Below are 12,802 nucleotides of genomic sequence, written 5' to 3'. Positions count from 1 at the left end.
CATGGACGGCGGCCTGAGTCTCAGGTGAGGCCGAGCGTCGGCAGCACGGCGGCCTCCACGAAACGGACGATGTACTCGGGGTCGGCGTCCTCGCCCTCCAGTACGGGGCGGGCCCGCAGCACGCCGAAGATCTGGGCGGGGATGTACTCCAGCGCCGGATGGCCGGCGTCCACCTCACCGCGCTCGACCCCGCGCCGCAGAATCTCCCGCAGCGCGTCGAGCTCGGGCTCGATCAGCGCCTCGCGCAGTGCCCGCTTCAGCTCCGGGTCCTCCATGACGGCGTGGCCGAGGGCTTGCAGCAGCCGGGTGTCCTTGGAGGACCAGGCCCCCGCGGCCCGGGCGGCCTCCTTGAGGTCCCCGGCGAGCGTGCCGGTGTCGATGCCGTCGAAGCGGGTCTGCCGACTGGCGCGCAGGGCGGCCGCCACGAACTGCGGCTTCGTCCTCCACTGCCGGTACAGCGTGGCCTTGCTGCAACGCGTGCTGGCGGCGACGCCCTCCATGGTGACGGAGTCGTAGCCGCAGGCGCGGATCTGTTCGAGCACGGCGTCGAAGAACTCCTGCTCACGCTCGGGCGTGATCTTGGAGCGGCGCGAGGCGGCGACCGTCTCCGGTCCGTCCGCGGCCTGCGACGTCATCTGCTCGTCTCCTCACTCGGGTGGGCCTGCCCCGCCTGCGCGGGGCCTGGTCTCCAGTGTGTCGCACATCTATCGAAACGCCACTGTACCGGAACGCGAGCGTATCGGTACAGTGGCGTATCGGTACACTGGCGTTTCGGTACGTCGACGTATCGATGAGTTCGCCGAGCCAGGGGAGTCAACAGCTCGACAGCTCCACCAGCACCACCCACGTGAGCGAAAGGGCCGGGGGATGAATGGCCGCACCGAGCCTGATCGGACGGAGACCGAGGCGATAGCCCGGCCTCCGCTCGTCCGGGAGTTCCTGCTCGTCGCGGGGCTCTTCCTCGTCTACAAGTTCGGCCGGCAGCTGGCCACGGGCCACACCGGCGAGGCCTTCCGCGACGCGGACCGCGTATGGGACCTGGAACGGGCCCTCCACCTGCCCGACGAGGCCTCGCTGCAGAACCTGCTGCTGCACGGCGACTCGCTCGTACACCTCGCGAACACCTACTACGCGACCGTGCACTTCCCGGCCACCGCGGCCTTCCTGGTGTGGCTGTACCTGCGCCGCCCCGCGCACTACGTCTGGGCCCGCCGCGTCCTCGCCGCCGTCACCGCCGCGGCCCTGGTGGTGCATCTGACGTTCCCGCTCGCCCCGCCGCGCATGCTCGCCGCGACCGGCCTGATCGACACCGGGCGGATGTACGGCCCCAGCGTGTACGGCTCGCCGCAGACCGACCACCTGTCGAACCAGTTCGCCGCGATGCCGTCGCTGCACTTCGGCTGGGCCCTGATGGTGGCCGTCGGCCTGATCGTCGCGACCCGCTCGCGGTGGCGGTGGCTGTGGCTGCTGCACCCGATGCTGACCCTGCTGGTCATCGTCGGCACGGCCAACCACTACTGGCTCGACGCGATCGTCGCGGCGGCCCTGCTCGGCCCCGCGCTCGCGGTGATCCCCCTGCCGAAGCACACGATCACGACGGCCGGACGCGGTGCCGGCCCCCTCGTACCGGGTCCCCGGAGCGAGGAAGCCACGGACGAGCAGTCCGTACTCGTGGGAGCGGCCCGATGAACGCCACCCTCCTCGCCGTCCTGCTGTCCCTGTTCTCCGCCGTCGCCTACGCCGCCGCGGCCGTCGCCCAGGAGCGGCTGGCCTCGCGCGCCGCGGGCTCGGGCCTGCTGCGGCTGCTGGGGTCCGGCGCCTGGTGGGGGGCGGTCCTGCTCAACGGCTCCGGCGCGCTGCTGCACGTCGTGGCCCTGAAGTACGGTCCGCTGACCGTGGTCCAGCCGCTCGGCGCGCTCACCCTGGTGGCCGCGGTGCCGCTGGGGGCGCGGATGGCGGGTCGGCGGGTCAGCGCGGTGGAGTGGCGCGGTACGGCCCTGACCCTGGTCGGCTTGGCCGCGATCCTGGTCACGGCGACCGGGCCCGCGCCCGAGGAGGTGCTGAGCACCTCCGAGGCGATGGCGGTCGCGGCGGTGACGGTGACCCTGATCGGCATGCTGTCGAGGCGGGGCGCCCGGCCGGGACTGCGGCACGCGACCGCGTCCGGATTCGCCTCCGGGGTGGCCTCGGCGCTCACCCAGACGGTCACCGTGGCCGCGACCGACCACTCCGCGCCGCTGCTCAGCCTTCAGGTGGTCGGCGTGGCGCTGCTGGTCGCCACCTTCGCGGTGAGCGGGCTGCTGCTGTCGCAGACCGCCTACCGGGGCGGTCTCGGTGCCCCGCTCGCCGTGGTGACGCTGGCGAACCCGCTGGCGGCCGCGTTGATCGGGCTCGTCCTGCTCGGCGAGCGGTTGCGGGGTGGCCCGGCGGGCGTCCTGCTCGCGCTGGCCGGGGCGGGCCTGGCGTCCTGGGGCGTGGTGCTGCTCAGCCGTGCGACGCCCGCGCCCGCCGGGAACGACGAGTACGACGGGTACGACGGGTACGACCAGCCCGCCGAGGTCCCCGAGGCGCACCCGGTGGCGGCCGTACTCGCCCTGGAGCCCGGCACGGCCGCCCCGGAACCGGCGCTGGTGCCCCGGCAGCCTGGGCCGGGGCACCTCACGGCGCTGTGATCGGTGCTCCGAGCGGCACCGCGATGCTGACTACTCCGTGATGATCGCCGGGTCGCTCACGCCCGGCTGACCCGTCTCGACGCGTCCGGCGAACCGGCGCAGGAACGCCGGGTCGGTCTCGGAGGTGACGGTCAGGTCGTACCAGCGACGGCTCGTCGCCAGGTCGAACGTGCGGCGCTCCGTGGCGCCGGCGCGCACCGTCACCGTGGTGGGACGGCCGCCGTACCCGTTGGCCACCTTCAGGCGGATGTTCGCGGTCGTCCTGTTGCTGAACGTCAGCTCGATGTCGTCGCCCCTGTGGCGGGCGGTGACCTCGGCGCCGGCCGCCTTGTTGGAGCCCTTGAAGTAGCGCACGAAGCCGGCCGGGCCGTGCACCGTCAGGTCGTACGAGCCGCCCGAGTACACCGAGTTCCAGGTGTCCGCGATGCCCTTGCCCGCCTCGGTGGTGTACATCCACGGGCCGTCGGTGCGGTTGCCGGACGTGACGTGGAAGGCGGCACCGGCCTTGGCGCCGGAGGCGAAGGACAGCGTGAACTTGCCGGCCGCCGCGTCCACCGAACCGTCCACGTGCGGGACGTACTTCAGCGGGCGGGACCGACGCAGACCGCGCTCCTGCCTGGGCATGTCCGGGTCGGCCGGCGGCGTGGGCCTGTAGTCCGGGTGACGCTCGCGGTCCTGCGGCTCGTACTCGTCCGTCTCCGGCAGCGCGGCGGGGCGGCTGTCCTTGCGGGAGAAGTCGAAGGCCGAGGTCAGGTCGCCGCAGATGGTCCGGCGCCACGGGGAGATGTTCGTCTCCTTGACGCCGAACCGGCGCTCCATGAACCGCAGGATCGAGGTGTGGTCGAGGGTCTCGGAGCAGACGTAACCGCCCTTGCTCCACGGCGAGACGACCAGCATCGGCACCCGCGGGCCGAGCCCGTAGGGGCCGGCCGGGCGCTTGCTGTCGCCCTTGTACAGGTCCAGCGAGACGTCGACGGTGGACTTGCCCTTGGAGGCGTCCTTCGGCGGAAGCGGCGGCACGACGTGGTCGAAGAAGCCGTCGTTCTCGTCGAAGGTGATGAACAGCGCCGTCTTCGACCAGACCTCCGGGTTGGAGGTGAGCGCGTCCAGGACCTGGGCGATGTACCAGGCGCCGTAGTTCGAGGGCCAGTTGGAGTGCTCGGTGAAGGCCTCGGGGGCGGCGATCCAGGAGATCTGCGGCAGCTTGCCGGCCTTGACGTCGGCCTTCAGCTGGTCGAAGTAGCCGTCGCCGTTCTTGACGTCGGTGCCGGTGCGGGCCTTGTCGTACCAGGGGTCGCCGGGCTTGGCCTCGCGGTACTTGTTGAAGTACAGCAGCGAGTTGTCGCCGTAGTTGCCGCGGTAGGCGTCGTCGATCCAGCCCCAGGAGCCGGCCGCGTCCAGGCCGTCGCCGATGTCCTGGTAGAGCTTCCAGGAGATGCCGGCCTGCTCCAGGCGCTCGGGGTAGGTGGTCCAGCCGTAGCCGAGCTCGTCATTGCCGAGGACCGGGCCGCCGCCGGTGCCGTCGTTGCCCGTGTAGCCCGTCCACATGTAGTAGCGGTTCGGGTCGGTGGAGCCGATGAACGAGCAGTGGTAGGCGTCGCAGACCGTGAAGGCGTCGGCGAGGGCGTAGTGGAAGGGGATGTCGTCCCGGGTCAGGTACGCCATCGTCGTGGTGCCCTTGGCGGGTATCCACTTGTCGTACTTGCCGCCGTTGTACGCCTGCTGGCCGTCGTTCCAGCCGTGCGGGAGGCCTTCCAGGAACTGCATGCCGAGGTCGTCGGCGTCCGGGTGGAACGGCAGGATGTCCTTGGTGCCGTTCGACTGGTGCCAGATCGACTTGCCGTTGTCGTGCGCCACCGGGCGCGGGTCACCGAAGCCGCGCACGCCGCGCAGCGCGCCGAAGTAGTGGTCGAAGGAACGGTTCTCCTGCATCAGGACGACGATGTGCTCGACGTCCTCGATCGACCCGGTGCGGTGGTTCGCCGGAAGGGCGGCGGCCCGCTGGATGCTGCTCGACAGAGCCGTGAACGCCGTGGTCGCGCCCGCGAGTTGAAGGAATCTGCGGCGATTGACTTCGGGCATGGGTGAGGGACCTCTTCCCATAGGGGGTGATTTGACCGGACGGCATGTGACGGAATGCGCGCGGAAGGAGTGTTCCAGGAGCACCAAACGTCAGGGAAGGGTCCGGTGGCGCTCGTGTGAAAGTCGCGGGTACGTGAGGTGTGCCGGGGCCGGGGTGCGGGGATGGTCGCGATCATGACAGAGACGACGCGCACGGTTTCCCCGCCGGCCTCCCGGCCCGTACGCCAGCTCCTCGCCGCCTCCGTCGGCAACGCCGTGGAGTGGTACGACTGGTACGCCTACACCTTCCTCGCCACCTACATCGCGGCCGAGGTCTTCCCGAAGAGCGCGGACAACTCCCTGGTGCCGCTGCTGTCGACGTTCGCGGTCTTCGCGGTCGGCTTCTTCATGCGTCCGGTGGGCGGCCTGATCATGGGCGCCATCGCGGACCGCCGCGGCCGGCGCGCCGCGCTGACGGTCACCATCCTGCTGATGGGCGGCAGCAGTCTGCTGGTCGGCCTGACCCCCACGTACGAGTCGGCCGGTGTCCTCGCGCCGGTGATCCTGGTCCTGGCCCGCCTCCTCCAAGGCCTGTCCGTGGGCGGCGAGTTCGCGGCCTCGACGACCTTCCTCGTGGAGTCGGCGGGACCGGGCAGGCGCGGGCTGTTCTCCAGCTTCCAGTACGTGTCGACGACCGTCGGGCAGCTCGTCGCCTCCGGGATCGCGACCCTGCTGGTGGACACGCTGAGCGACGGGCAGATGAACGGCTGGGGCTGGCGGGTGCCGTTCGTGCTGGGCGCCGTACTCAGCCTGGTCGGCTTCTGGATCCGCCGGGGCGCGCAGGAGACGCGGAGCGCCGAGCAGCGGCAGGCCCCGCGCCCCGGCCTGCTGGAGGCGCTGCGCCGCCATCCCCGCCAGTCCCTGCTGATCGGCGGCATCACGGCGGGCGGCACCATCGCCTACTACACCTGGACGTCGTACCTGCCGACGTACGCCGAACTCAACGCGGGCGTCGAGAAGTCCGACGCGCTGCTCGCCGGCACGATCTCGCTGGCCTTCTTCGCCCTGCTCCAGCCGATCGGCGGCCTGCTGTCCGACCGCTTCGGCCGCCGCCCCCTGCTCCTCTTCTTCGGCCTGGGCTTCGCCCTCCTCACGGTCCCGCTGCTGCACGCCCTGCGCGACTCGTTCGTGGTGCTCCTCCTCGTGCAGTGCGCCGGCATGGTCCTCCTGACCGGCTTCACCTCGATCAGCGCGGCGGTGAACGCCGAGGTGTTCCCGCCCCGGGTGCGGGCGGCGGGCATCGGATTCCCCTACTCGCTGACGGTCGCGTTGTTCGGCGGTACGGCGCCCTACGTGGGCACGCTGTTCAAGGAGCTGGGGCACGCGGACCTCTTCCCCTGGTACGTCGCCGTCCTGTGCCTCGGCTCCTCGCTGGTGTATCTGCGCCTTCCGGAGACGGCGCACCGGGCGTTGGAGCGCTGATCCGTCCCGGGGCCGGCGTCCTGCCGGATCGTCCTCCCGTGGCGGGTGCGGCGGAGGTGGCGCATTCTGATGCGGGGAGCAGGTCGGTCCGCCGTGCCGACGTCCCCTCGCGCTTCGGAGGTCTCGCGGGCGGTAGGAGGATTGTCATGGTGTGTGTCACGGGCCCGCTGCTGTACGGGGCCGCCGCCGGGGCCGCGGGCAGCACCGCGCTCGACGTGGTCTCCTACGGCGACATGGTGCTGCGCGGCCGACCGGCGAGCTCCACACCCGAGACGACCGTGCGCAAGCTGGCGCAGAAGCTGCACCTGCGCATCCCCGGCGAGGGCCAGGCGCAGGAGAGCCGGGTCACGGCTCTCGGTGCGCTGACGGGTCTGGCGGCCGGGACCGGTATGGGCGCCTTGCTGGGGCTCGGGCACGCGGCGGGTTGGCGGCCGGCTCTCGGCACCCAGTACGCGGTGGCCGTAGTGGGGGCACTGGTGGCCACCAACGGGCCCATGACGGTACTGGGGGTGACCGATCCCCGGACCTGGGCCGCATCCGACTGGGTTTCCGACATCGTTCCGCACCTCGCCTACGCGGTGGTCACGGTGAGCGTCTTCAACCGGCTGCTCTGCGGTCCGCGGGCGCGGCACTGAACTTCCGCACTCAGGAGGACGTCACATCATGGCCGACACGGTCGCCGACCTCATCGTTTCCATGCTCAAGGCGTCCGGGGTACGACGGGTGTACGGCCTGCCCGGCGACTCCCTCAACGGCTTCACCGACGCGCTGCGCCGGGACGGCACCATCGCGTGGGGGCACGTACGGCACGAGGAGGCCGCGGCCTTCGCCGCCGCCGCGGACGCGGGTGTGACGGGGCGCCTCGCCGTCGCGGCCGGCAGTTGCGGGCCGGGCAACCTGCATCTGATCAACGGCCTGTTCGACGCACAGCGCAGCCGGGTGCCGGTGCTCGCGGTGGCCGCGCAGATTCCCCAGGAGCAGATCGGCAGCGAGTACTTCCAGGAGACCCATCCGCAGCAGCTGTTCCGCGAGTGCAGCGTGTACTGCGAACTGGCGAGCATGCCCGAACAGGTGCCCTGGCTCCTGGGGATGGCGATCCGTGCCGCGCTCGAACGCAGCGGGGTCGCGGTGCTGGTCGTCCCCGGCGAACTGTTCCTGGCACCCGCCCCGGACAAGCCCGTCCGGCACCCGGTGCTCAAGACCTCGTCCCACATCCGGCCGGACGACGCCGCGCTGGCCCGAGCGGCCCAGGTCCTCAACTCGGCCGAACGGGTGACCATCCTGGCCGGGGCCGGCTGCGAAGGGGCCCACGACGAGGCCGTGGCGCTGGCCGAGGCGCTCAAGGCGCCCATGGTGCACTCGCTGCGCGGCAAGGAGTTCCTGGGCTACGACAACCCCTACGACGTGGGACTGACCGGGCTGATCGGCTACAGCTCCGGATACCGGGCGATGGAGCACTGCGACGCACTGCTGATGCTGGGCACGGACTTCCCGTACCGCTCGTTCTATCCGCAGAAGGCGTCCGTGGTGCAGGTCGACGTGCGCGGCGAGCACATCGGCCGCCGTACGCCGGTGGAGGTCCCGCTGGTCGGAACGGTGAAGGACACCGCCCAGGCGCTCCTGCCCCTTCTGGCCCGTCGGGACGACGACCGTTTCCTGAACACGATGACCGGCCACTACCAGCGCGTGCGCACCCGTCTGGACCGGCTGGCCGAGGGCAAGCCGACCGACTCGCCTCTGCACCCGCAGTACGTCGCCGCCACCATCGACCGGCTGGCGGAGCAGGACGCGGCCTTCACCGCCGATGTCGGCACGCCCACCGTGTGGGCGGCGCGCTATCTGCGGATGAACGGGCGGCGCCGGCTCATCGGCTCGTTCAATCACGGCTCGATGGCCAACGCCCTGCCGCACGCGATCGGGATCCAGGCCGGCCACCCCGGCCGCCAGGTGATCGCGCTGTCGGGCGACGGCGGTCTGGCGATGATGCTGGGCGAGCTGATCACGCTGCGGCAGCTGGACCTCCCGGTGAAGGTGGTCGTCTTCAACAACTCGGCGCTGGCCTTCGTGGAGTTGGAGATGAAGGCCGCGGGCGTCGTCACCTACGGCACGGGCCTGGAGAACCCCGATTTCAGCGCCCAGGCCCGTGCGGCCGGCCTGCACGCGTCCCGCGTCCAGCGCGCCGACGAGCTGGAGGACGCCCTGCGGGAGGCCTTCGCCCACGAGGGGCCCGCGCTGGTCGAGGTCCACACCGAGCGCCAGGAGCTCTCGCTTCCCCCCAAGCTCACCCTTGAGCAGATCAAGGGCTTCACCCTGTTCGCCACCCGGACCGTACTGTCCGGACGCGGTGACGAGATCGTGGAGCTGACCCGGACCAATCTGCGCCAGCTCAGCCTCGAGTAGGGCTGTCCTTCCGCCGGGCGGAAGGAGCCTTGCGTCGCTGCCGCGGCCGTCAGGACCCTGAGTCCAACCACGGCACGCGGGGCGACGGAGCCCCGCCGACAGGGACGGGAAGCCCATGCCTCACACGACCGCCTTCGCCAGGAACCAGTGGTACGTCGCCGCCTACAGCCATGAGGTCGGGCGCGAGCTGCTCGGCCGGACCGTCCTCGGTGAGACCCTCGTCCTCTACCGCACCGAGGAGGCGGGGACGCCCGTCGTGCTGCACGACCGGTGTGTGCACCGGCGTTACCCGCTGTCCGAGGCGCCGACCCGGCTCGACGGGGACCGGATCGTGTGCGGGTACCACGGGTTCACGTACGACACGAGCGGTACGTGTGTGTACGTGCCGGGGCAGAAACGCGTCCCGCGCACGGCGCGTGTGGCCTCGTACCCGGTCGTCGAGCAGGACTCCCTGATCTGGGTGTGGGTCGGCGACCCGGCGCTCGCCGACCCCCAGGACATCCCGCGGGCCAGGCACGTCGACTCCCCCGGCTGGGTCACCGTGCGCGGCATGGAGCCGATCGACTGCGACTACGGCCTCCTCGTCGACAACCTGCTCGACCTCTCGCACGAGACCTACCTGCACGGCGGCTACATCGGCACCCCCGAGGTCGCCGAGACGCCGATCACCACGGAGGTGGACGAGGGCGCCGGCATCGTCCGGGTCAGCCGGCACATGGACGACGCCGAGTGCCCGCCGTTCTACGCGAGGTCGACGGGGATCGAGGGCCGGATCACCCGCTGGCAGGACATCGAGTACCACGCCCCGTGTCTGTATCTGCTGCACAGCAGGATCGCCCCGGTGGGAGTGCTGCCGGAGGCCGACGGCAGTGACCCGAACGGCTTCCACACCGAGATCACGTACGCCATCACCCCGTCCGGCGACGGCAAGGTGTACGACTTCTGGGCGGTCTCGCGGGACTGGGCGACGGAGGACGACGAGGTCACCGAGTTCCTGCGCGGCAACAACCACACCGTCGTCATGCAGGACGTCACCGCGCTCAATCTGCTCCAGCGGACCCTCGGTACCGAGCGCCACGGCTATCAGGAGCTCAGTATTAACATCGACACCGGCGGCCTGGCCGCCCGCCGTATCCTCGCCCGGCTGGTCGAGGAGGGCGACAAGCCCGTGGAGAAGGTCCTGTGAGCACGGGTTCGACCGGCGAGATCTACCGCATCGACTGGCTGCCCGGCACCGACGTCCTGCACGGCACCTGTCACTGCGGCCGCGAGCACACCGCGCAGGACCCGGTGGAGATGTGGGAGTGGATGCTCGCCCACCCCCAGGGACACGAGCCCCGAGGAACCGTTCATGACTGACGTGTACGAAGCCGAACTCGTCGTGGACCGGCGGGAGTCCGCGGCCGACGGCGTCCTCGCCCTCACCCTGCGCCACCCGCTGGGCGAGCGGCTCCCGGCCTGGGAGCCGGGCGCCCATGTCGACGTCGTGCTCGGGCCGGAGCTGGAGCGGCAGTACTCGCTGTGCGGTGACCCGGCGGACCGCGACCGCTGGCGGATCGCCGTACTGCGGGAGCCGGCCGGAAGGGGCGGATCGGCCCATGTGCACGAGCAGTTGGAGCCGGGCGACAAGGTCCGGGTACGCGGTCCGCGCAACCACTTCCGGCTGGAGCCCGCCGGCCGCTACCGCTTCGTCGCGGGCGGCATCGGCATCACCCCGATCCTGCCGATGCTCGCCGCGTGCGAGGCGGCGGGCGCCGACTGGACGCTGCTCTACGGCGGGCGGACTCGCCGGTCCATGGCGTTCACCGAGGACTTGGGACGGTACGGCGAACGGGTCACGCTCGCCCCGCAGGACGAGTCCGGGCTCCTCGATCTGGCCGCCGCACTCGACGACATACCCGACGGCACCCTCGTCTACTGCTGCGGCCCCGGTCCGCTGCTCGACGCCGTGCAGGAGCGGTGCCCGTCCGGGGTGCTGCGGGTCGAGCGGTTCCAGCCGAAGGAGCAACCCGCCGACGTGGACGAGGAGTTCGAGGTCGAGCTGGCGCAAAGCAGGCTGACGCTCACCGTCGCGCCGGGTGCCTCCGTGCTGGACACGGTGAGGGAAGCCGGCATCGAGGTGCTGTACTCCTGCACCGAGGGAACCTGCGGGACCTGTGAGACCGACGTCCTCGACGGCACTCCGGACCACCGGGACTGCGTGCTCACGCCCCAGGAGCGGGAGAGCGGCGAGACGATGATGATCTGTGTGTCCCGTTGCCGGGGGAAGCGGCTGGTCCTGGATCTGTGATCCGCAGGTCGGCCTCGATCCGGGCGACCGTCGCCCGCAGCGGCGGCAACAGGTCCCGGCGCACGGAGTCGACGGTGTTGCGGCCGGCGTGCACGGCGATGTTGACGGCCGCGACCACTTCGCCGTCCCGGTCCCGCACCGGGGCGGCGACGGACCTGAGTCCCTCCTCCAACTCCTGGTCCACGAGGGCGTATCCCTGCCGGCGGACGCGGCGCAGCTCCGCCCGCAGGGCGTCCGGGGAGGTGAGGGTGCGCGGGGTGAACGACTTCAACTCGCCGCCGGTCAGGCGGAGTTCGGCCTCCTCCTGGGGCAGGTGGGCCAGGATCACCCGGCCCACCGAGGTCACATACGCCGGGAAGCGCGTCCCGACCGTGATGGACGCGGTCATGATGCGGCTGGTCGGGACCCGGGCGACGTACACGATGTCGTCGCCGTCGAGGACACACAGGGACGACGACTCCCGCACCTGTGCCACGAGTTGCTCCAGATGCGGTTCGGCGATCTGGGGCAGGGTGTAGCCGGCCAGGTAGCTGTAGCCGAGTTCCAGCACGCGCGGGGTGAGCCGGAAGAGACGGCCGTCCTGGCGGACGTAGCCGAGATCGGCCAGGGTGAGCAGCAGGCGGCGGGCGGCGGCGCGGGTCAGCTCACAGGTGTGGGCGACGTCGCTGAGCGTGCGGGCGGGATGGTCGGCGTCGAAGCAGCGGATGACGGCGAGGCCACGCTCGAAGGACTTCACGAAGTGCGGTGCGCGGGCGTCGGCGGACATCGCCACCTCCAGAAAGTGTCAACAATGTTGTCGGCGAACCCATTGACCGGATCCGTTTGAGGCTTCTACCTTCCCGCTGAGTGAACTCGCGCACTACTGTGCGCGTTGCGCACAACCTGTCGGAACACCGTTGCACGTTGTCTGTACAGGAGGAGCCATGCGTCGTCTGTCCGCCGGTCTCAGCGCCGGCGCCCTGCTGCTCGTCGCGACGGCCTGTGGCTCGTCCGACGACGGATCGTCGGACGCGGGCGCGTCGTCCGGCGGTCTCACCACCGTCAAGCTCGGGCTCATCCCGATCGTCGATGTCGCGCCGCTGTACCTCGGCCAGAAGAAGGGGTTCTTCGAAAAGCAGGGCCTGAAGCTGGAGTTCACCACCGCTCAGGGCGGTGCGGCGATCGTGCCGGGGGTGGCGAGCGGTCAGTTCCAGTTCGGCTTCAGCAATGTGACGTCCTTGATGGTGGCGCAGTCCAACGGGGTGCCCGTGAAGGCCGTGGCCAACGGCATCGCGTCGACCGGTGTGAAGGGCAAGGACTTCAACGGCCTGATGGTCAAGAGGGACAGCCCGATCAAGTCGGCGAAGGAGCTCGAGGGCAAGAAGGTCGCCATCAACACCCTGAAGAACATCAACGAGACCGCGGTACGCCAGGCGGTGCGCGAGGCGGGCGGCGACCCGGACCAGGTGAAGCTCGTCGAGATGGCCTTCGACCAGATGCCGGCCGCCCTCGACCAGGGACAGATCGACGCCGCGTGCGTGGTCGAGCCGGCGACGGCCACCATCCGCAGCCAGGGCGGCCGGGAGATCGCCTCCCCGCTGATCGACGTCGCGCCGGAGCTCACCGTGGCGATGTACTTCACCTCGACGCGGTACGCACAGCAGAACCCGGACATGGTCAAGAAGTTCCAGGACGCCACCGCCGAGTCCCTCGCCTACGCCGAGACCCACCCGGACGAGGCCCGGCAGATCGTCACGACGTACACGAAGATCCCGGCGGCGGTGCTGGAGAAGGTCATCCTGCCGAAATGGCCGGCCGAACCGAACCGCCCCTCCATCGAGGCCCTGATGAAGCTCGGCGAGGAGGACGGCCTCTTCAAGAAGACGCCCGACCTGGACGCCCTACTGCCGTGAGCGAC

12 protein-coding genes are annotated in these 12,802 nt (G+C 70.8%); 9 read left to right on the top strand and 3 right to left on the bottom strand.

The window, feature by feature from the left end:
* Window positions 1-20: 20 nt before the first annotated feature.
* Window positions 21-635 carry a TetR/AcrR family transcriptional regulator C-terminal ligand-binding domain-containing protein gene (locus tag ACIQWG_RS31380; RefSeq protein ID WP_404101792.1) on the bottom strand — a complete coding sequence of 205 codons (615 nt, stop codon included), beginning with the start codon at window positions 633-635 and terminating at the stop codon, window positions 21-23.
* Between the two features lie 232 nt (window positions 636-867).
* Between ACIQWG_RS31380 and ACIQWG_RS31375 the strand changes: the two genes are divergently transcribed.
* Entirely contained in the window at window positions 868-1,689 is an 822-nt protein-coding gene (locus ACIQWG_RS31375; RefSeq protein ID WP_404101790.1) for a phosphatase PAP2 family protein, read from the top strand.
* Window positions 1,686-2,672 (top strand): hypothetical protein, encoded by a 987-nt coding sequence (locus ACIQWG_RS31370; protein WP_404101788.1) that lies wholly within the window; start codon window positions 1,686-1,688, stop codon window positions 2,670-2,672. Before ACIQWG_RS31375 ends, ACIQWG_RS31370 begins: the two co-directional genes overlap by 4 nt.
* A gap of 30 nt (window positions 2,673-2,702) precedes the next feature.
* On the opposite strand, the gene ACIQWG_RS31365 is transcribed toward ACIQWG_RS31370, so the two are convergent.
* Window positions 2,703-4,754, bottom strand: a complete 2,052-nt coding sequence (locus ACIQWG_RS31365) for a phosphocholine-specific phospholipase C (protein ID WP_404101786.1) — start codon at window positions 4,752-4,754, stop codon at window positions 2,703-2,705.
* 162 nt (window positions 4,755-4,916) lie between these two features.
* On the opposite strand from ACIQWG_RS31365, the gene ACIQWG_RS31360 reads away from it, so the two are divergent.
* The 6 genes from ACIQWG_RS31360 to ACIQWG_RS31335 all read left to right on the top strand — a co-directional run bounded on the left by ACIQWG_RS31360 (window position 4,917) and on the right by ACIQWG_RS31335 (window position 10,905).
* A complete protein-coding gene (locus ACIQWG_RS31360) occupies window positions 4,917-6,215 on the top strand; it encodes an MFS transporter (protein WP_404101784.1) in 1,299 nt (432 codons plus the stop codon).
* Window positions 6,216-6,361: 146 nt separating this feature from the next.
* A complete protein-coding gene (locus tag ACIQWG_RS31355) occupies window positions 6,362-6,850 on the top strand; it encodes a hypothetical protein (protein WP_404101783.1) in 489 nt (162 codons plus the stop codon).
* A 28-nt stretch (window positions 6,851-6,878) separates the two neighbouring features.
* Window positions 6,879-8,615 carry a ubiquinone-dependent pyruvate dehydrogenase gene (gene poxB, locus ACIQWG_RS31350; protein ID WP_404101781.1) on the top strand — a complete coding sequence of 579 codons (1,737 nt, stop codon included), beginning with the start codon at window positions 6,879-6,881 and terminating at the stop codon, window positions 8,613-8,615.
* 115 nt (window positions 8,616-8,730) lie between these two features.
* Entirely contained in the window at window positions 8,731-9,801 is a 1,071-nt protein-coding gene (locus tag ACIQWG_RS31345) for a Rieske 2Fe-2S domain-containing protein (RefSeq protein ID WP_404101780.1), read from the top strand.
* Window positions 9,798-9,974, top strand: a complete 177-nt coding sequence (locus ACIQWG_RS31340) for a hypothetical protein (RefSeq protein ID WP_404101778.1) — start codon at window positions 9,798-9,800, stop codon at window positions 9,972-9,974. The genes ACIQWG_RS31345 and ACIQWG_RS31340 overlap by 4 nt, the downstream gene beginning before the upstream one ends.
* Window positions 9,967-10,905, top strand: a complete 939-nt coding sequence (locus ACIQWG_RS31335) for a PDR/VanB family oxidoreductase (protein ID WP_404101777.1) — start codon at window positions 9,967-9,969, stop codon at window positions 10,903-10,905. The genes ACIQWG_RS31340 and ACIQWG_RS31335 overlap by 8 nt, the downstream gene beginning before the upstream one ends.
* Here ACIQWG_RS31335 and ACIQWG_RS31330 read toward each other — a convergent pair.
* Window positions 10,820-11,671 (bottom strand): IclR family transcriptional regulator C-terminal domain-containing protein, encoded by an 852-nt coding sequence (locus tag ACIQWG_RS31330; RefSeq protein WP_404101775.1) that lies wholly within the window; start codon window positions 11,669-11,671, stop codon window positions 10,820-10,822. The two genes, ACIQWG_RS31335 and ACIQWG_RS31330, sit on opposite strands and share 86 nt — an antisense overlap.
* A 157-nt stretch (window positions 11,672-11,828) precedes the next feature.
* Here ACIQWG_RS31330 and ACIQWG_RS31325 point away from each other — a divergent pair, with 157 nt between their 5' ends.
* Window positions 11,829-12,797 (top strand): ABC transporter substrate-binding protein, encoded by a 969-nt coding sequence (locus ACIQWG_RS31325; protein WP_404101774.1) that lies wholly within the window; start codon window positions 11,829-11,831, stop codon window positions 12,795-12,797.
* The last annotated feature ends 5 nt before the right edge of the window (window positions 12,798-12,802 follow it).

This window comes from Streptomyces sp. NPDC098781 (assembly GCF_044759995.1).
GTDB lineage: Bacteria > Actinomycetota > Actinomycetes > Streptomycetales > Streptomycetaceae > Streptomyces.
Note: the sequence above shows the minus strand (reverse complement) of the source record. Positions and strands in the feature narration are given on the sequence as shown.

What these genes read in the sequence shown, in the direction of transcription:
- ACIQWG_RS31360 (WP_404101784.1), top strand. Translation starts at nt 4,917, where the DNA reads ATGGTCGCGATCATGACAGAGACGACGCGCACGGTTTCCCCGCCGGCC.
- ACIQWG_RS31330 (WP_404101775.1), bottom strand. Translation starts at nt 11,671, where the DNA reads ATGTCCGCCGACGCCCGCGCACCGCACTTCGTGAAGTCCTTCGAGCGT.
- ACIQWG_RS31325 (WP_404101774.1), top strand. Translation starts at nt 11,829, where the DNA reads ATGCGTCGTCTGTCCGCCGGTCTCAGCGCCGGCGCCCTGCTGCTCGTC.
- ACIQWG_RS31370 (WP_404101788.1), top strand. Translation starts at nt 1,686, where the DNA reads ATGAACGCCACCCTCCTCGCCGTCCTGCTGTCCCTGTTCTCCGCCGTC.
- ACIQWG_RS31375 (WP_404101790.1), top strand. Translation starts at nt 868, where the DNA reads ATGAATGGCCGCACCGAGCCTGATCGGACGGAGACCGAGGCGATAGCC.
- ACIQWG_RS31355 (WP_404101783.1), top strand. Translation starts at nt 6,362, where the DNA reads ATGGTGTGTGTCACGGGCCCGCTGCTGTACGGGGCCGCCGCCGGGGCC.
- ACIQWG_RS31335 (WP_404101777.1), top strand. Translation starts at nt 9,967, where the DNA reads ATGACTGACGTGTACGAAGCCGAACTCGTCGTGGACCGGCGGGAGTCC.
- poxB (WP_404101781.1), top strand. Translation starts at nt 6,879, where the DNA reads ATGGCCGACACGGTCGCCGACCTCATCGTTTCCATGCTCAAGGCGTCC.
- ACIQWG_RS31365 (WP_404101786.1), bottom strand. Translation starts at nt 4,754, where the DNA reads ATGCCCGAAGTCAATCGCCGCAGATTCCTTCAACTCGCGGGCGCGACC.
- ACIQWG_RS31345 (WP_404101780.1), top strand. Translation starts at nt 8,731, where the DNA reads ATGCCTCACACGACCGCCTTCGCCAGGAACCAGTGGTACGTCGCCGCC.
- ACIQWG_RS31380 (WP_404101792.1), bottom strand. Translation starts at nt 635, where the DNA reads ATGACGTCGCAGGCCGCGGACGGACCGGAGACGGTCGCCGCCTCGCGC.